Below are 16,872 nucleotides of genomic sequence, written 5' to 3'. Positions count from 1 at the left end.
TCGTGATGTACCGAGCGTAGAAGCACCTCGATCACTGGCAGGGGATGGTCCCGGAGCCAACGGCCCGGTTGAGACCGTCGCCCTGCCGATGCCGCCTGTCCCGGCAGCGGCTCGATTCGCCCGACGCTGCCGACCCATGAGAGCGACGAGGGTTCCGGCAATACGGAACCCTTCTGTGATCGATGCGGGCGTCGAGGACGCCAGAAGGACTGACCGTGAAACTTCACGAGTACGCGCGGTACGACGCGATCGGGCTTCGGAATCTGATCAGGTCGGGAGAGGTCACCGCCGCAGAGGTGGAAACCGTGGCGCGCGAGGCCCTGGCCGTGGCGAACGCCGAGGTGAACGGCCTGGCGCTGCCATTGTTCACCCCGGCGCTCGACCATGCCGAGACCGGGCCCTTCTCCGGGGTCCCGTTCCTCATCAAGGACCACGGGCCGATGGCTCAGGGGATCCCGTTCACCATCGGGAGCCGGGCCCTGCAGGGCGTCGTCGCTGGGCATGACAGCGATCTGATGGCCCGCTTCCGGGCCGCCGGCCTGGTCACCCTCGGCCTCACCACCGCGCCGGAGATGGCGATCAGCTTCTCCACCGAATCGGTCAGGTACGGACCGACACGCAATCCGTGGGATCCGGAACGAGGCGTCGGCGGGTCGAGCGGCGGTGCGGCGGCTCTTGTCGCGGCCGGTGCCGTTCCTGTCGCCCATGGCGGCGACGGAGCCGGATCCATCCGCATTCCGGCCGCCTGCTGCGGTCTCGTCGGCCTCAAACCAAGCCGAGGCCGCGTCCCGTGCGGGCCCGACATGGGAGAGCCGATGCTCGGGATGGCCTATGAGTTCGCCTTGACGCGGACCGTCCGTGACGCCGCTCACCTGCTGGACGCCGTTCAGGGACCGGGCGTCGGCGACAAGTACACCGCGCCGCCGCCACGGGGCAGGTACGCCGACGACCTGGGAGCCGGGCCAGGACCGTTGCGGGTGGCGGTGACCACGGCGGCGTGGTCGGGAGCGAGGGTGGATCCTCACGTGGCGGCGACGACGGTCCGGGTGGGCCGGACTCTGGAGCAGATGGGGCACAACGTCACCGAGGCCCGCCCGGTCCTCGACTGGGACGACGTCATGCAATGCACGACGGCGACAGCCGTCGCGATCGCCTCCACACTGCTCCTGGCCCCCAGACGACCCGACCCGGCCAAGCTGGAAGCGGTCTCCAGGCGGCTTCTGGGAGCCGCGAAGGACTACAGCGCGCTGGACATGATGGCCGCCTTCGGCGCGCAGAACCGCGTGACCCGGTCAGTGGGCGCGTTCTTCACCGAATACGACCTGCTCATCACACCCACCCTGGGCCGGCTCCCGGCTCCTCACGGCACCCTGCGCTACGACGACCCCGACCACACCCTGACGAGCTGGCTACGGTCGATCTTCGACTACGGCCCGTTCACCATGGTCTTCAACATCTCCGGTCAACCGGCGATCAGTCTGCCGCTCGGCCAGAGCGACGGCGCACTGCCGATCGGAGTGCAGATCATCGCACCCTACGGCCGCGAAGACCTGCTGTTCCAAATCGCGGACCAGCTGGAACAGGCGATGCCCTGGAATCATCGAACCCCTCCATTCGCCATCGGAAGGCGCTGAAAGGCCGTCGGCCGTGGGACCGTCCGGCCTCCCGGCGCTCAGCCGCGCCGGGAGGCCGGGCGTACGCCGCGCGCGACGTACCCGATGACCCCGAGCAGGACCAGGACGCCGAGCCCGTCCGACAGTCCCTCCCAGAGGCTGCCGAACAGCCCCTGCGCCGACAGGAACAGGTAGGTCGCGAACACCGTGACCGCCGTGCCGACGGCCGGGACCGCGGCGTACGACCACGGGTGCTGCTGCGCCCACGCCCGCGCGCGGTCATGGCCGCGGCGCAGTAGCGCGCCGCCGGCGCCGATCAGGAAGAACACCGAGAGGCCCAGGGCCAGCGGGCCGGCCAGGGTCGGATGCCAGCCCAGCAGGTGCAGGGCGAAGTCGGCCAGGCCCACCGCCGTTCCCCCCGCCAGCGCGGCCACCCAGGGGCCCTCGGAGGCCGCCGACATGGCGATCCAGGTCGACTCCGAGCGGCGCGGTACATCCGGTTCATACGTCATATCGTGATGATGCGCTCCAGTGGCGGCGAAAGCCATCAGGGATTCCCCCGAGCCGTCCCTGAGGCCGCCCCCACCCCGGACGCTGGTACGGTCAGCCGACGTGGGGGAGCACTATTTCGCGCGACAGCCGCAGACCGAGAGCAGACCGGGCACCGTCGACCTCGTCCTGCCCGACCTTCACCTGCGGCTCGCCACCGACCGGGGGATGTTCTCCCCCGACCGCGTCGACCCGGGGACCCGCGTCCTGTTGGAGACCGTCCCGCCTCCCCCGCCCCGCGGTGACCTGCTCGACCTCGGATGCGGATACGGCCCGATCGCGCTGACCCTGGCCAGCCGATCGCCGCAGGCGATGGTCTGGGGCGTTGACGTGAACGAGCGCGCCCTGACCGTCGCGGAGCGGAACGCTCACGCCGCCGGCCTTGACAATGTAAGGTTCGGCTTGGCCGATCGGATCGACCCCGCGCTCCAGTTCGCCGCGATCTGGTCGAACCCGCCGATCCGCATCGGCAAGCAGGCCCTGCACGCATTGCTGCAGACCTGGCTGGCGCGGCTCGCCCCCGGCGGCCGCGCCCACCTGGTCGTGCAGAAGAACCTCGGCTCCGACTCCCTCCAGCGCTGGCTGACCGATCAGGGCCACCCCACCGAACGCATCGCCTCCCGCGCCGGGTACCGCGTCCTGGCCGTCGACCCGAAGGACCCAACGTGAACACCGACGCGCGCCGGCAGCTGCGCCCCACCGACGTCAAGCGCCTCAACCGCACGTGGCGGCGGCGCACCGAGGACCGCCTCGGGCTGCTCGTCGAGTCGGTGACCCAGCCGTTCAACATCGGCTCGATCACGCGGTCCGCGGCGGCGTTCGGCGTGGACCACGTGTGGCTGGCCGGCAACGCCACTCCCCCGACCCACCCCAACGCCCGCAAGACCGCGCTCGGCACCGAACGCCTCATCACCTGGGAGCCGCCCGTCCCGGTCGCCGACGCCGCGCGCGCCGCCCACAAGGCCGGCTACCGGATCGTCGCGATCGAGCTGACCGGTGACGCGGTGCCCCTGCACGAGGCGCCCCTCGGCGGCGACGTGTGCCTGGCCGTCGGCGGCGAGGACCACGGCTGCTCCCCTGCCCTGCTAGCCGCCGCCGACGCGGTCGCCTACATCCCCCAGATCGGCCGGGTCGGATCCCTCAACGTCGCCGTCGCCACCGCCATCGCCCTGGCCGAGGCCCGCCGCCGCGAATGGGCCCGCTGACCCGTACGCCATGGCCTTACGCCCGCCCCCGCTCGGCGGGCGAGGGCCGCACCGACCGGGCCGTGACACAGCGGGGTGCGGCGGCACGCGTCCGTTCGGCGCGGACGACGACGACCGCGGCCAGGGCGGTCGCCAGGCCGATCGCGGTCCGCACGCCGAACGGCTCACCGAACATCAGAGCGCCCCACACGGCCGTGACCGGCGCGATCAGGAACATCAGCGTGTTGACCTCCGTCACGCCCGAGCGCCGCAGCATGACCCAGTACAGACCGTAGCCGCCGAACGTCGGCAGGGCGACCAGCCAGGCGACCGCACCCCAGAACTCCGGCGCGGCCGGGGGAACGACGGCCCCGGTGCTCAGGGCGAGGGTCGTGAAGAGCAGGGCGCTGACGGTGCAGTGGACGGTCAGGGAGACCTCCGGGGGGACCTCCGCCCGGGAACGGCCCTGGACGAACGTCGCCGTCACCAGGGACAGCATGCCGGCGAACGGCACCAGGTAGGCCCACCACACCACGCCGGTACGGGCGGCGGCGTCGGCCGCGGTGACGATGGCGACGCCGGTCACGCCGAGGCACAGGCCGAGCCACTGCCGCCGCGCGACGGGGCGGCCGAGCAGCGGACCGGAGAGCACCGCGACGATCAGCGGCTGGGTGCCGTCGATCAGCGCCGTGGTGCCGCTGGAGACCCCGAGCCGGATCGCCTCGTAGACGGTGAGGAGGTACCCGCTCTGGGACAGGGCGCCGATCAGTGCCTGGCGGGCCAGCTCGTGGGCCGTCAGGCCGCGCCAGGCACGGCGCGCGGCGGCGACGGCGAGCAGGACCACGGCCAGAGGGATGAAACGCCAGGTGAGGATCGTGACCGCCGAGGCGGTCCCGGTGCCGAGCTTGGCGCCGATGAACCCCGAACTCCAGCACAGCACGAATCCGGCCGACAGGAGGATGTTCACGGCAGGCCTCCGGTATACAGATCGGTTTACCGCACACCGCGTCACTATACCGATCTGTGTACTCTGGGCAATATGCGCACGACACCGGAGCGGATCACGATGACACCCGGAGCGCGCCGGCTCCTGGAGGCCGCCGCCCGACTGTTCTACGAGCGCGGCATCCACGCCGTCGGGGTCGATCTGATCGCCGCCGAGGCGGGAGTGACGAAGAAGACGCTCTATGACCGGTTCGGGTCCAAGGATCAGATCGTCGTGGAGTACCTCGCCGATCGCGACGAGCGCTGGCGGGCCTTCCTCGGCGACCGTCTTGGCGCGACCCGGCCTGCCGGTCGTCTCACGGCGGTGTTCGACGCCTCGAAGGAGTGGATGGAGGACACCAGCCCCCGGGGATGCAGCATGGTCAACGCCCATGCCGAGATCACCGACCCGGCCCATCCGGCGTCGGCCGTCATCGCGGGGCAGAAACAGTGGATGCTGGAGCTGTTCACCGGCCTGGCCCGGGAGGCGGGCGCGGACGACCCCGATCGGACCGGCCGTACGCTCATGCTGCTGCACGAAGGCGCACTCGTCGCCCACGGCCTGAGCGTCTTCCCCGACCCCATCACGCACGCCCGGGATCAGGCCCTCGCCCTGCTACCCGCCTGACATCGCGGCGGGCCCGTTACGGGCGCTCCGCTCGCGAGCGGAGCGCCGGGAACCGTGAAGGGCCCGCCGAGCGGGCGGGCCCGGCCACGGTCAGCCCTGCGACATGTAGGCGGCGAACTCCTCGAGGGAGATCTCGCCGTCGCCGTCGGAGTCCATCCGGCGGACGACCTCGGCGGCCGCCTCATCGGTGATCTCCTCCCCCAGGGCCTTCATCAGCAGCTTCAGCTCCGGCGCGGAGACGCGCCCATCCTTGTTCACATCGACGATCTCGAAGGTCGCCGCGTAGGCGCTGGTGTCCGGCACGATCACGAGCCTTCCCGGGTCGGAGGTACGGCGGCTCCCCTGAGCCACGCCGGACACACAACTTAGTGGAAGAGATGCCCGGCTTGCGGCGAATCGCCGGTCGGCGGTGTTCACGTCGGTGGATTCGGCCCGTAACCAGGCGGAGAGATCATTGGTTGATCGAGCGCCCGCCTTTACGTAGTAAGGTAACTACGGTGGAAGGTGGCCTCACCGCGACGATCCGACAGGTGCTCCGTGTACGAATATCTCGACCACCCCGGCCCGATCCCGTTCGCCCACCGCGGCGGCTCCCCCGACGGCCGGGAGAACTCCATGGCGGCGTTCGAGCGCGCGATCGGCCTGGGCTACCGCTACCTCGAGACGGACGTGCGCGCCACCGCCGACGGCGTCCTGGTCGCGTTCCACGACGCCACCCTCGACCGGGTGACCGACCGCACCGGCCCGATCGCCCGGCGCGGCTTCTCCGAGGTCGCCAAGGCGCGGATCGCCGGCCGCGAGCCGATCCCCCGCCTGGAGGAGATCCTCACCGCCTGGCCCGCCGCCCGCCTCAACATCGACGTCAAGGCCGAGGACGCCATCGGCCCGCTCACCGAGGTCCTGCATCGCGCCCGCGCCTGGGACCGGGTGTGCGTCACCTCCTTCTCCTACCGGCGGCTCCGGCACACCCGCGCCCGCATGCGCCTGCTGTCCGGCCGCGACGTGTGCACGGCCCTGAGCCCGCTGGGCGTGGCGACGCTGCGCGCCCGGTCCGTGAGCGGGCCGCTGGGCCGGCTGGTGCGCCTGGCCGAGCTCGGCGTGCCGTGCGCCCAGGTCCCCCAGCGCGTCGGGCGCACCCCGCTGGTCACCGAGGCGTTCCTCGCGACCGCGCACTCGCTCGGCCTGCAGGTGCACGTCTGGACGGTCAACGACCCCGCCGAGATGGAACGCCTCCTCGACCTCGGCGTTGATGGCATCATCACCGATGAGATCAAGGCCCTCCGCGACGTCATGACCGCCCGCGCGCAGTGGGCCACGGCCACCGCGTAGGGCCGGAGACCGCGGGCGGCCGAGGAGGAAGCGTGGGCCTGGCCCCCGTCGGCGCCCCCGCCGACACCATCGCCCGGGACCGGCGGCGCGAGCAGCGCGGCTGGTACTTCTACGACTGGGCCAACTCCGCCTTCTACACCACCGTCGTGTCGGTCTTCCTCGGGCCGTACCTCAGCGACGTGGCCAAGGCGGCCGCCGACGCCGGCGGGTTCGTCCATCCTCTGGGCGCCGACATCCGGGCCAAGGCGGTCTATCCCCTCGCCGTCACCCTGTCGGTGATCCTCCAGGTCCTCGTCCTGCCCCTGGCCGGCGCGCTGGCCGACCACACGGGACGCAAACGCGAGCTGCTGGGCGCGTTCGCCTACGTCGGCGCGTTCGCCACCATGGGCCTGTACTTCGTGAGCGGCGGCCGGTATCTCCTCGGCGCGGTGCTGTTCGTCGTGGCCAACCTCGCGCTGGGCGCCTCGAGTGTCGTCTACAACTCCTTCCTGCCCGACATCGCCGAACCCGACGAACGCGACGCGGTGTCCTCGCGCGGCTGGGGCCTGGGTTACCTCGGCGGCGGGCTGCTGCTCGTGCTCAACCTCGTGCTGTTCCTGCTGCACGACGACTTCGGGCTGTCCAAGTCGGCAGCGGTGCGCATCAGCATGGCCTCGGCCGGTGTCTGGTGGGCGGCGTTCACCCTCATCCCGCTGCGCACGCTGCACAACCGGCGCCGCGTGCGCTCGGCCGAGTCGCTGCCCGCCGCCGTACGCGCCGGGTTCACCCAGCTGGCCACCACCCTGCGCGACGTGCGCAACCGGCCCGTCACCCTGCTGTTCCTGCTCGCCTTCCTGGTCTACAACGACGGCGTGCAGACGGTCATCACGATGTCGGCGACATTCGCGACGGAGGAGCTGAAACTGGGCCAGACGAACGTGATCGCGGCGGTGCTCCTCGTCCAGTTCGTCGCGTTCGGCGGGGCGCTGCTGCTGGGCCGCCTCGCCCAGCGGTACGGCACCAAGCGGGTCGTGCTGGCCTCCCTCCTCGTCTGGGTGGTCGTCGTGCTGGCGAGCTACGCGCTGCAGCGCCGGTCGCCGGCGGAGTTCCTCGCCCTGGCCGCCGCCATCGGGATCGTCCTGGGCGGCACGCAGGCGCTGTCGCGGTCGCTGTTCTCCCATCTGCTGCCCCGCGACCGTGAGGCGGAGTACTTCGGCTTCTACGAGATCAGCGACAAGGGCACGAGCTGGCTGGGGCCGCTGGTGTTCGCCGCCGCCCTGCAGTGGACCGACAGCTACCGCAACGCCATCGCCTCACTGATCGTCTTCTTCATCGTCGGCTTCGGGCTGCTGCTGACCGTGAACGTCCCGCGCGGCGTCCGCGAGGCCGGCAACCCCCTCCCCCGCCGCCTCTGAGGGCCGGCCCCGGTGTTCGCGGATCCTCGGTCCTCGGGACGTCGGACCCGCAGTCGCCAGGAAGGATCATCGCGGCGAGCGCGGCTCCGCGGCCTCGCCGCCCGTGGCGGTCCCCGCCAGGTGACGTACGGCCAGCTGTGCCGTGACGATGTCCTCGGTCGCCCCGGCCACACCGGTGAGCGGCGGTACGCCCTCGGTGACCATGGCGTGGAAGGCGAGCAGTTCGTTCTCGAACGACGGTGTCACATCGGTGTACTCCGCGCGCCGTTCGGCCCCGCCGTCGCCCTCGACGATGGTGAGCCGTGTCGGTGCGCCGAGCAGGTACGGCGTCGGGAAGACCAGCTCGGCCGATCCGGTGGCGTGGTGGATCGCCACCGTCTCCCGGTAGGCCGGGTAGTCCGCCAGGAAGTGCCAGTGGATCGTGTACCGGCCGCCCGTGCCCAGCGTCCCGGCCAGCTCGATGGACCGCCCGGCGGCGGCCGGTCGTTCGCGGTGGTCGGGCCAGAGCGCGACGTGGTCGATGGTGGCGACCCCGCCGGCCAGCAGGCGCAGGAGCGACAAGTCGTGGCTGATGCTGTTCAGCGTCGTCGTGTAGAGCCTGCGCGCCGCCGCCGGAACGTCGCCGACGGCGGCCCGTAGCAGGTCGTCGTCGGCGGTTCGCAGGGCGGCGAGCGTGTCCGCGGGCACGTCCTGCGGCGGTGCGGGCAGCCGGGCGAACGCCAGCTGCGCGCCGTCGCTCGGATGCAGCACGGTCACCTGGATCGCCTGCGCACCGGCGGCGGCGTTCGCCGCGACGACACGCGCGACCGCCGGATCGTACTGCTTCATGTAGCCGACCATCAGCTTCGGCGCCGGCCCGCTGTCGAGCGCGGCGAGCTCCGCGGCCTCGGCCCGGGTGTAGGCCAGTGGCTTCTCGCACAGCACGAAGTAGCCGTGCCGGAGCGCGGAGGCGGCGGCCGGGCCGTGCGAGCCGGAGGTGAGCAGCGCGACCGCGTCGAACCCGCCCGCCGCCAGCATCGTCTCGATGTCGGTGTACCGGCCGGGCACACCGTACCGGTCGGCCGTCCGTTCGGTGAGCGAGGGCGACAGGTCGCAGACCGCGGTCAGTTCGAACCGGTCGCGGAGCCGCTCCAGCAGCGGCAGGTGCACGGTCTGCGCGATGACGCCGAGACCCGCGACGGCGATCCTGACCCTCACAGCCCGGCCTTCCGCAGCAGCTCCCGGTTGGCCCGCTGGTCGGCGAGGATGGTGTCCAGGTCCTGGCCGGTGGCGGGCGCGTCCTGTTCGATGACGACCCAGCCGGTGTACCCGGCGTCCTTGAGGGCACGGACGAACGCGGGCACGTCGAGGTCGCCCTCGCCCAGCGCGCAGAAGCCGCCGCGGCGCACCAGCTCCGTCAGGTCCGCCTCATCCTCGCGGGCCTGCTCGTGCAGGTCGTGGCGGGCGTCCTTGACGTGCACCTGGGTGATCCGGCCCGCCCACGCGTGCAGCGCCTGGAACGGGTCCCCGCCGGCCAGCATGAGGTGGCCGGTGTCGAGGCAGATCCCCACGTCGGTGAGCTCGAGCAGGCGCTCGACCTCCTCGTAGGTCTCCACATCGGTGCCGAGGTGCTGGTGGAAGGCGGGCTCGAGGCCGGCGGCCCGGCAGGCGTCGGCGGCGCGCTGCACACGTGCCGCGAACGCCGGCCACATCGCGTCGGGCACGCCGGGCCGTACGGGGGTGCCGGGGTGGGCGAACCGCTCCGGGTTACTCGGGCAGGCCAGCGTCGGGCGCGGCGCGAACCACGGGTCGTCCACCGGCGCGGAACGGAACCACTCCAGGGCGTGGCGGAGCTTGCCGAGGTCCTCGTCGAAGCCGTCGGCGTCGCCGTACCGCAGGTCGACCCAGCCGCCGGCCAGCGCGAGCCCGTGCCGGGCGAGCCGGTCGCCCAGCCCCGGCCCGGCGCCGAGGTAGCCGATCGGGCCGGAGTCGGTGCCGTCGTAGCCGTGGTCGGCCATGCTCGCCAGGAGTTCTTCCGGGCCGAGGGTGGTGTTCGACCGGTAGATGCCGAAGTTCACGGGGGCGCTGGCCACCCGGATGGTTCGGTTCGCCGTCACGTCGTCTCCAGAGTCCAGGACCATCGGTGGGTGCCCGGTCCCACCAGGAAGGCGGGCAGGGTGTCGGGACCGCAGGACGCCGTGCCGAGGCCGCGGTGCGCGGCGTCGACGTGCACGACGCACTCCGGCCGTGGCACGAGCTCGTCGTGGTGGGAGGCCGCCGCGAGGTCGGCCGCGCGGTACCGGGTGAGACTCACCTGACGTGGCCCGTCGAGCCGTACCCGCAGCGTGTGCGCCGGTCCGGTGAGCTCGAACCGGCGGACTCCGTGCCGGCCGCCGCTCTCCTGCGGCCGCAGGTACGGAGTGAACAGGTCGTCGATCGCGGCCTGATGGGAGCCGACCGGGCCGCCGGCGCACCGGTCAGGGTAGGTCTCCCAGGGCCCCTGCCCGTACCACGAGACGCGCTCGAACCCGGCGACGGTCTCGAAGACCGTGCCGACCCGCGCGACGTCGGTCAGCGCGTCGCCGAGCACGGCGGTCTCCTCGACCAGGATCCCGTCCGCGATCGGCGTGAACGACTGCTCGTGGACGACCAGTCCGCCGAGGTAGCGCGCGTGAACGGTGACCCGGTCGCCGTCACGTACCACGTCGACCGGCACCCGGACGGGTTCCGGCAGCCCCTGATCCGCCCAGCGGGCGCCGAGCCCGGCGAGCCGGTCGTTGTCCGTGGGCGCCCGCCACAGGCTGAGCGTCGGTGGCGCGGCGAGCAGCGGGTGGACCAGCAGCCCGTCGTGGTCGACCTCGATCGGAGGGCCGCCCACCCTGCCGCTCGCCCGAAGCGGCAGGTCCCGCCGTTCGGTGCGCAGACGAATCTGCGGCAGGCACATCGTGGTGCCGGCCGCCGCCCACGGCTGGTCGTCGCGCACCGTCACCCGCAGGGTGAGCCAGAGTTCGCCGTCACCGGGCAGGTGGCCGATGAGCGCTGCGGGCGGCGTGAGGAGCGCCGATCCGCCGGGCCGGATGTCCGGCAGCTCGGCGGGCGCCGTCCGGACGGCCGCTCCGTCGGCGTCGAGGAGCCACTCGGCGGTCAGCCAGGACAGGTCGCGGAAATGCTGGCGATTGTGCACCCGGATCACGCCGGCGTCGTCCGTCAGGCGGACCGGGGCGGCGAGCTCGCGGTGCTCGTACATCGCCGGTTTCGGTGTGCGGTCGGGGAAGACGACGCCGTCGGCGCAGAAGTTCCCGTCGTTCGGCTCGTCGCCGAAGTCACCGCCGTACGCCCACCGGTACCCCGGCCCGGCGACACCCGCGGCGTACGTCCCCTCCGGGGCGGGCAGGCCGTCGTCGAGGCGCTGCAGCAGGCCGTGGTCCCAGAACTCCCAGATGAAGCCGCCCTGCAGGCCGGGCGTGGACTCGATGGCCGCCCAGTAGTCGGCGAGGGTGCCGTTGCTGTTGCCCATCGCGTGGGAGTACTCGCACAGGATCAGCGGCCGGTCCTGCCGTCCGGAGCGGGCGTAGGCGGTGATCTCCTCGATGGAGGCGTACATCGGGCAGACGATGTCGCTGATCGGGCCGCCGTCGAAGTCGTACTTGATGGCGCCCTCGTACTGGACGGGCCGCGTCGGGTCGAAGGCCCGCAGCCAGCCGGCGGCGGCGTCGTGGTTGACGCCGTAGTCGCTCTCGTTGCCGAGCGACCAGATGATGACGCTGGGGTGGTTCACGTCCCGCCGTGCCATCCGCGACACGCGGTCGACGAACGCGGACAGGTAGGCCGGGTCGTCGCAGATCTCCCGCGCGTACGCGTGGCTCTCGACGTTCGCCTCGTCCACCACGTACAGGCCGAGCTCGTCGGCGAGGTCGAGCAGCACCGGGTCGTTCGGGTAGTGCGAGGTGCGGATCGCGTTGAACCCGAAGCGCTTCATGGTCATCAGGTCGGCGCGCATGTCCTCCGGGGACACCACGCGGCCGGTCCGCGGGTGGAAGTCGTGCCGGTTGACGCCGCGGATGTAGACGCGTTCGCCGTTGACGAGCAGGTCACGGCCGCTGACCTCGACGTCGCGGAAGCCGACGCGCAGCGTGGTCTCGTCGGTGACGGTCCCGTCCGCGTCGTGCACCCGCACGACCAGGTCGTACAGCGTGGGAAGCTCGGCCGACCAGGGGCGGACGCCCGGGATGGTCCTGCGCAACCGGACCCGTCCCTCCCAGGCGGAGATCTGGTCGCGCTCGGCGAGCAGGGCGCCGTACGCCGTGTCCACGCCCAGGTCGATCCCGCCCAGGGTCGCGGAGACCCGCCATCCACCGGGCAGCCGGCCGTGCATCGACCGTACGTCGGCGTCCACCCGCAGGTGCCCGCCGCGGTGGGCGGTGACCCGCACGTCGGCGAGGTACAGCGGGTCGGTGGAGTAGAGGAGGACCGGGCGGGTGATGCCGCCGTGCCACCACTGGTCCTGGTCCTCGATGAAGGTCGCGTCGGACCACTTCACGACGGTGAGCCGGACGGTGGTGGTCTCCCCCGGCCGGACCAGGTCGGTGACGTCGAACTCGGTTGCCAGGTGCGAGTCCTTGCCGATCCCGGCGGTGACCCCGCCGATCTGGGCGATGAGGACGCTCTCGGCCGCTCCGACGTGCAGGATGATCCGTCGCCCGGCCCAGTCGGCGGGAACGGCGACCTCGCGTTCGTACACGCCGGTCGGGTTGGCCGCCGGCGGGTGTGGTGGCAGGTCCGGCCACGGCATCCGGAAGTTGGTGTACTGCGGCAGGTCGCCGCTGTCCTGCATCGTCCAGCAGCCCGGGACGTCGGCCTCCTCCCAGGCGGCCGTCACCTCCGCCTCGGGCGAGGGCAGCAGCTGAAACCGCCAGCGCCCGTCCAGCGGTACGGCGGCGGGCCTCCGCAGGGAGTGCATCGGCAGCCGCCGCCATCCGGTGAGTTCCGGTGAGGCCCAGGGGCGCTCAACCACGCAGGGCCCCCTTCATGACATCGCGGATGAACTGCCGGGCGAACAGGATGAACACCACGACGAGCGGCAGGACTGCGAGGAACGTCCCGGCCATCACCATGCTGTAGTCGGTGTGGTGGGCGGTGTTGAGCTGGGCGAGTGCCACCTGCAGCGTGACCTTCTTCGGATTGATCATCGCGATCAGCGGCCAGGCGTAGTCGTTCCAGGCCTGGATGAACGTGTAGATGCCGAGGAAGGCCAGGGCGGGCCGGACGGCGGGCAGCGCGACGTGCCAGTACTGCCGCAGGAACCCGCAGCCGTCGAGGCGGGCGGCCTGGAGCAGCTCGTCCGGTACGGCGCTCTGGATGTACTGGCGCATCCAGAAAATGCCGAAGGCGTTGGCCACCCCAGGGAAGATCAGCGAGTTCAGCGTCCCCGCCCAGTGCAGCTGCACCATGAGCACGAAGCGCGGGATGAGGGAGAGCTGGGCCGGCAGCATGAGCGTCAGCAGCAGGAGCCGAAACAGTATCCGGTTCCCCGGGAACTCGAACTTCGCGAACGTGAACGCCGCCAGCGAGTCGATAAAGAGCACCAGAGCGGTCGTCGCGACGGCCACGATGACCGTGTTGAGCAGCGAGCCGAAGAAGTCGATTGTCTGGAAGACCCGCTGGATGTTGTGCCACAGGTGCGTCCCGGGGACCAGCGCCGGCGGGTTGCGGTACATGTCCTCCGTGGTGTTGGTGGCCATCACCGCCGTCCAGTAGAACGGGAACATCGACACCAGCACGCCGACGATCAGCATCAGGTGCAGGGCGGCTCTCTTGACCCGCCGTGCCGCCCCGGCCCGCTGGTTCGCCCGGCGTGCCAGGTCCGAGGTCCCGACCACGGGGACGCTCTTGTCTCTCACGGCATGGCTCACGGTGTTCTCCTTCGGGCCACCACGCGCCAGTTGATCGCGGTGAACAGCAGGATGACGAGGAACAGCGCCCAGGCGATCGCGGCACCGTACCCGTACTGGTTGAAGTCGAACGCCTCGCGGTACAGGTACAGAACCGTGGTCAGGCCGGCGTGGCCGGGACCGCCGGTGTCGGGGTTGGTCGCGTCGGTGCTGCCGAACAGCACCTGCGGCTCGGTGAAGGTCTGCATGCTGCCGATGGCCGACATGATGACCGTGAACAGGATGATCGGCCGCAGCTGCGGGATGGTGATGCGCCGGAAGCACTGCACCGCGCCGGCGCCGTCGATGCGGGCGGCCTCGTACAGCTCGGAGTCGATCGCCTGCATGCCGGCCAGATAGATGATCGCGTTGTAGCCCGTCCACTGCCAGGTGATCAGCGACGCGATGACCAGCTTGATCGTGAAGCTGCCGGTCAGCCAGCCGACGGGCGAGATGTGCAGCCATCGGAGGACGTCGTTGATCAGGCCGACCTGGTTGGCGAACACGGAGCCAAAGAAGATCGCGACGGCCACGAGCGAGGTCACGTTGGGAATGAAGTACGCGATCCGGTAGAAGCCGCCGAGCCGCACCGCCGAGTTCAGCATGGCCGCGAGGATCAGCGCCAGTATCAGCATCGGTACGGTCGACAGGAACCAGATGGCGAACGTGTTGGTCAGCGACTGCCAGAAGAGGCTGTCCTTGACCAGGAACCGGAAGTTCTGCAGCCCGACGAACTGCATGGGCCCCAGGCCGTTCCACTTCTGGAACGCCAGGTAGAGCGAGAACAGCACGGGGCCCAGCATGAACACGGCGAACAGCACGTAGAACGGCGAGATCGCGAGGTACTGCGGCCAGAAGGTCCGCAGCGCCCCCTTCTTCCCCGGTCCCTTGGTGACGGCCCGCGTAGCGGCCATCTAGTTCACGCCCTGGCGCTGGGCGACCTGCTTCGCGGTACTCACCGCGTCCGACCAGGCCTTCTCCGGGTCCTTGTGCTTGGCCCAGACGTTCTTCAGCTCGGACTGGAACGGGTCGGAGACCGCGGCGTCGGACGGCGCCTCATACTGGGCCTGGATCTTCTGTGCGGCTGGCGCGAAGATCTCGATCGCCTTCTGGCCGCCGAAGAACGGGACGGGCGCGGTCATCGTGGGCAGCGTGTAGCTTCCCGTGTTGGCCGGGAAGTTGCCGTTGTCGACCCAGGTCTGCGCCTCGTTCTGCGGGTTGAGCAGCCAGGTGATGACCTCGAAGGCCAGCTTGTGGTCGCCGCCCTGCGCGGGGATGGTCAGGAACGAACCGCCGAAGTTGGCCGGCCCGCCCGGCATGCTCGCCACCCGCCACTTGCCCGAGGTCTTGGGAGCGGCCTGCACCAGGTCGAGGTAGTGCCAGGCGGCGCCGACCGAGCTGGCGGCCGTACCGTTGTTGTAGGCCGCGTTCGAGTCGGTGCTGCCCGGATCGGCGAAGGGCTGCACGATGCCGAGCTGCATGGCCTTGATCGACCGGTCCCAGGCCGTGCGGATATGGTCCTGGTCGCCGATGAAGTGGTTGTTCTCGTCGATGAACCGCTTCGTGCCCTGCTGGACCGTGTAGGTGAACGGCGAGGTGCCGTCGTCGATCATGAAGGACTTCGGGTTGGCCTTCTTGAGCTTCACCCCGAGCGCGAAGTAGTCGTCCCAGGTGGACGCGGCGGCGAACACGTCCTTGGGGTCGGTCGGCAGCCCCGCCTTGGCGAAGACGTCCTGCCGGTAGAACAGGGCGCAGGGGCCGATGTCGATGGGCAGGCCGAGCAGCTTGCCGTCCTTGGTCGTGGCCTGCTTCAGCTTCCACCCCACGTACTGCGAGGTGACCTTGCCGGCGCCGAGGGTGTTGAGGTCGACGAACTGGTCGGCGTAGTTGCCCTTGAACGACGCGATGTCCTCGCCCTTGACCCCGGTGATCGACGGCAGGAACGCGCGGCTGGTCATCGTGGTGACCAGCTTCTGCTTGAAATCCCCTCCGATGACGGACGGGGTCACCTTGGTCTGGGTGAAGTGGGCGACGGCCTGCTTGAGGACGTTCGGGCTGATGCAGCCGTCCCAGACCCAGACGGCCATCTTCTTGCCGGCCAGGCTGGCCGAGCCGGCACCGGAGCCGCTGCCACAGGCGCTCGCGGCGAGTCCCGCGCCGGTGAGCAGGCCGGCCTGGAGCAGTCTTCTGCGTGTCAGTTCCATCTTCATGGCCCTTCGAGGGGTGGGATGACGTCGGAGAGGAACGCGTAGTCACGGAGGATCCGCGGGTCGCCGGACGAGGAGCGGACGGAACGCCACCAGGCGGCGATGCCGGTCCAGCCGGGCGCGGACAGGGAGCCGCCGGGCCGCCGGAGCGACAGCGCGGCGGACAGGTTGGCGAAACGCAGCCGGTCGGCGAGCGGCCAGCCGGCGAGCGTGGCGGCGACGAGGCTCGCGCCGAACACGTCGCCGGCCCCGGTCGGGTCCACCGCGTCGACGGGGAGCCCGGTCACCGACGCGGTCTCGCCCGTGGACCCGTCGATGGCGATCACACCGTCGGCGCCGCGGGTGACGACGGCGAGCGGGACGAACTCGGCCAGCCGTACGACGGCGGCCTCGGGGTTGTCGGTGCGGGTGTAGGCCATCGCCTCCCATTCGTTGGGCAGGAAGGCGTGGTAGCGGGCGAGCCGGACCAGGACGTCGGGGGCCCACTGCCCGGACGGGTCCCAGCCGAGGTCGGCGAAGACCAGCCCCAGGTCGGCGCCGTCGAGCCAGGGGATCGGCTCGGGCCCGACGTGCAGTACGGTCGCGCGGGCCGGCGGCGGGGCGACCGGCAGGTCCGGCGGTGTCGTGCCGTGGCTGACGAGAGCGCGATCGCCGTCGTAGGCGAGCGAGACCGTCACGGGCGTGGTCCAGTCGGCGAATCGCCGGGACCAGGACAGGTCGACCCCTTCGGCCTCGAGGGTCTCCCAGCAGTCCCGGCCGTACCGGTCGTCGCCGAACGCCGCCGCCATCCCGACGCGCAGGCCGAGACGAGCGAGCGTGACCGCGAAGTTGGCGATGCCGCCGGGGCCCGTGCCCATGCCGGTGGTCCACGTCTCCGTGCCCGGCTTGGGCGGCCGGTCCAGGCCGGTCAGCACCAGGTCGTGGAACAGCAGCCCGGAGACGAAGACGTCGACACCGTCCGCGGGGAGGGCGGTGTTCGTTTGCGCGGCACGATCCGTTCGCGCGATGCCGGAGTCACCCATCGAAATGACCTTGAGGTGGGGGTACGGGGTTGCGAATACGCAGCATCGTGGCG

Annotated in this window: 16 protein-coding genes; 6 read left to right on the top strand and 10 right to left on the bottom strand. The window is 71.1% G+C overall.

Annotation, left to right across the window (positions count from 1 at the left end; translation table 11 throughout):
* Window positions 1-215: 215 nt before the first annotated feature.
* Window positions 216-1,634 carry an amidase gene (locus AB0I04_RS34335; protein WP_360894109.1) on the top strand — a complete coding sequence of 473 codons (1,419 nt, stop codon included), beginning with the start codon at window positions 216-218 and terminating at the stop codon, window positions 1,632-1,634.
* 38 nt (window positions 1,635-1,672) lie between these two features.
* Here AB0I04_RS34335 and AB0I04_RS34330 read toward each other — a convergent pair whose 3' ends face one another.
* Window positions 1,673-2,125 carry a hypothetical protein gene (locus AB0I04_RS34330; protein ID WP_360894106.1) on the bottom strand — a complete coding sequence of 151 codons (453 nt, stop codon included), beginning with the start codon at window positions 2,123-2,125 and terminating at the stop codon, window positions 1,673-1,675.
* A gap of 100 nt (window positions 2,126-2,225) precedes the next feature.
* On the opposite strand from AB0I04_RS34330, the gene AB0I04_RS34325 reads away from it, so the two are divergent.
* Both AB0I04_RS34325 and AB0I04_RS34320 read left to right on the top strand, forming a co-directional pair.
* On the top strand, window positions 2,226-2,831 hold the full coding sequence (locus AB0I04_RS34325) for a methyltransferase (protein WP_360894103.1): 606 nt from the start codon (window positions 2,226-2,228) through the stop codon (window positions 2,829-2,831).
* Window positions 2,828-3,367, top strand: a complete 540-nt coding sequence (locus tag AB0I04_RS34320; protein ID WP_360894100.1) for a TrmH family RNA methyltransferase — start codon at window positions 2,828-2,830, stop codon at window positions 3,365-3,367. Before AB0I04_RS34325 ends, AB0I04_RS34320 begins: the two co-directional genes overlap by 4 nt.
* A gap of 16 nt (window positions 3,368-3,383) precedes the next feature.
* Here AB0I04_RS34320 and AB0I04_RS34315 read toward each other — a convergent pair whose 3' ends face one another.
* On the bottom strand, window positions 3,384-4,313 hold the full coding sequence (locus AB0I04_RS34315; RefSeq protein WP_360894097.1) for a DMT family transporter: 930 nt from the start codon (window positions 4,311-4,313) through the stop codon (window positions 3,384-3,386).
* Between the two features lie 72 nt (window positions 4,314-4,385).
* Here AB0I04_RS34315 and AB0I04_RS34310 point away from each other — a divergent pair, with 72 nt between their 5' ends.
* A complete protein-coding gene (locus tag AB0I04_RS34310) occupies window positions 4,386-4,958 on the top strand; it encodes a helix-turn-helix domain-containing protein (protein ID WP_360894094.1) in 573 nt (190 codons plus the stop codon).
* Between the two features lie 90 nt (window positions 4,959-5,048).
* On the opposite strand, the gene AB0I04_RS34305 is transcribed toward AB0I04_RS34310, so the two are convergent.
* Window positions 5,049-5,318 carry an EF-hand domain-containing protein gene (locus AB0I04_RS34305; RefSeq protein ID WP_360894091.1) on the bottom strand — a complete coding sequence of 90 codons (270 nt, stop codon included), beginning with the start codon at window positions 5,316-5,318 and terminating at the stop codon, window positions 5,049-5,051.
* Window positions 5,319-5,495: 177 nt separating this feature from the next.
* Between AB0I04_RS34305 and AB0I04_RS34300 the strand changes: the two genes are divergently transcribed.
* Both AB0I04_RS34300 and AB0I04_RS34295 read left to right on the top strand, forming a co-directional pair.
* Entirely contained in the window at window positions 5,496-6,287 is a 792-nt protein-coding gene (locus AB0I04_RS34300; RefSeq protein WP_360894088.1) for a glycerophosphodiester phosphodiesterase, read from the top strand.
* Window positions 6,288-6,319: 32 nt separating this feature from the next.
* Window positions 6,320-7,681, top strand: coding sequence for an MFS transporter (locus tag AB0I04_RS34295; protein ID WP_360894085.1), 1,362 nt, complete (start codon window positions 6,320-6,322; stop codon window positions 7,679-7,681).
* A 66-nt stretch (window positions 7,682-7,747) separates the two neighbouring features.
* On the opposite strand, the gene AB0I04_RS34290 is transcribed toward AB0I04_RS34295, so the two are convergent.
* The 7 genes from AB0I04_RS34290 to AB0I04_RS34260 are packed head-to-tail and all read right to left on the bottom strand — an operon-like array spanning window position 7,748 to window position 16,819.
* Complete coding sequence (locus AB0I04_RS34290; protein ID WP_360894082.1) at window positions 7,748-8,878, bottom strand: Gfo/Idh/MocA family oxidoreductase; 1,131 nt, start codon at window positions 8,876-8,878, stop codon at window positions 7,748-7,750.
* Window positions 8,875-9,777: a sugar phosphate isomerase/epimerase gene (locus AB0I04_RS34285; protein WP_360894079.1), complete on the bottom strand. Its 903-nt coding sequence runs from the start codon at window positions 9,775-9,777 to the stop codon at window positions 8,875-8,877. The genes AB0I04_RS34290 and AB0I04_RS34285 overlap by 4 nt, the downstream gene beginning before the upstream one ends.
* Window positions 9,774-12,674, bottom strand: a complete 2,901-nt coding sequence (locus AB0I04_RS34280; protein WP_360894076.1) for a glycoside hydrolase family 2 TIM barrel-domain containing protein — start codon at window positions 12,672-12,674, stop codon at window positions 9,774-9,776. The genes AB0I04_RS34285 and AB0I04_RS34280 overlap by 4 nt, the downstream gene beginning before the upstream one ends.
* On the bottom strand, window positions 12,667-13,572 hold the full coding sequence (locus AB0I04_RS34275) for a carbohydrate ABC transporter permease (protein ID WP_360894073.1): 906 nt from the start codon (window positions 13,570-13,572) through the stop codon (window positions 12,667-12,669). Before AB0I04_RS34275 ends, AB0I04_RS34280 begins: the two co-directional genes overlap by 8 nt.
* The gene (locus AB0I04_RS34270; protein WP_360894070.1) at window positions 13,569-14,504 is read right to left on the bottom strand and encodes a sugar ABC transporter permease; all 936 of its coding nucleotides are present in this window, start codon (window positions 14,502-14,504) and stop codon (window positions 13,569-13,571) included. Before AB0I04_RS34270 ends, AB0I04_RS34275 begins: the two co-directional genes overlap by 4 nt.
* Window positions 14,505-15,794: an extracellular solute-binding protein gene (locus AB0I04_RS34265; protein WP_360894067.1), complete on the bottom strand. Its 1,290-nt coding sequence runs from the start codon at window positions 15,792-15,794 to the stop codon at window positions 14,505-14,507. It lies immediately after the preceding gene.
* Window positions 15,795-15,796: 2 nt separating this feature from the next.
* Complete coding sequence (locus tag AB0I04_RS34260) at window positions 15,797-16,819, bottom strand: PfkB family carbohydrate kinase (protein ID WP_360894064.1); 1,023 nt, start codon at window positions 16,817-16,819, stop codon at window positions 15,797-15,799.
* Between the last annotated feature and the right edge of the window lie 53 nt (window positions 16,820-16,872).

Source organism: Actinoallomurus sp. NPDC050550 (assembly GCF_040655075.1).
In the GTDB taxonomy this organism is placed as follows: Bacteria; Actinomycetota; Actinomycetes; order Streptosporangiales; family Streptosporangiaceae; genus Actinoallomurus.
This window is presented reverse-complemented; position numbering and strand designations above follow the sequence as displayed.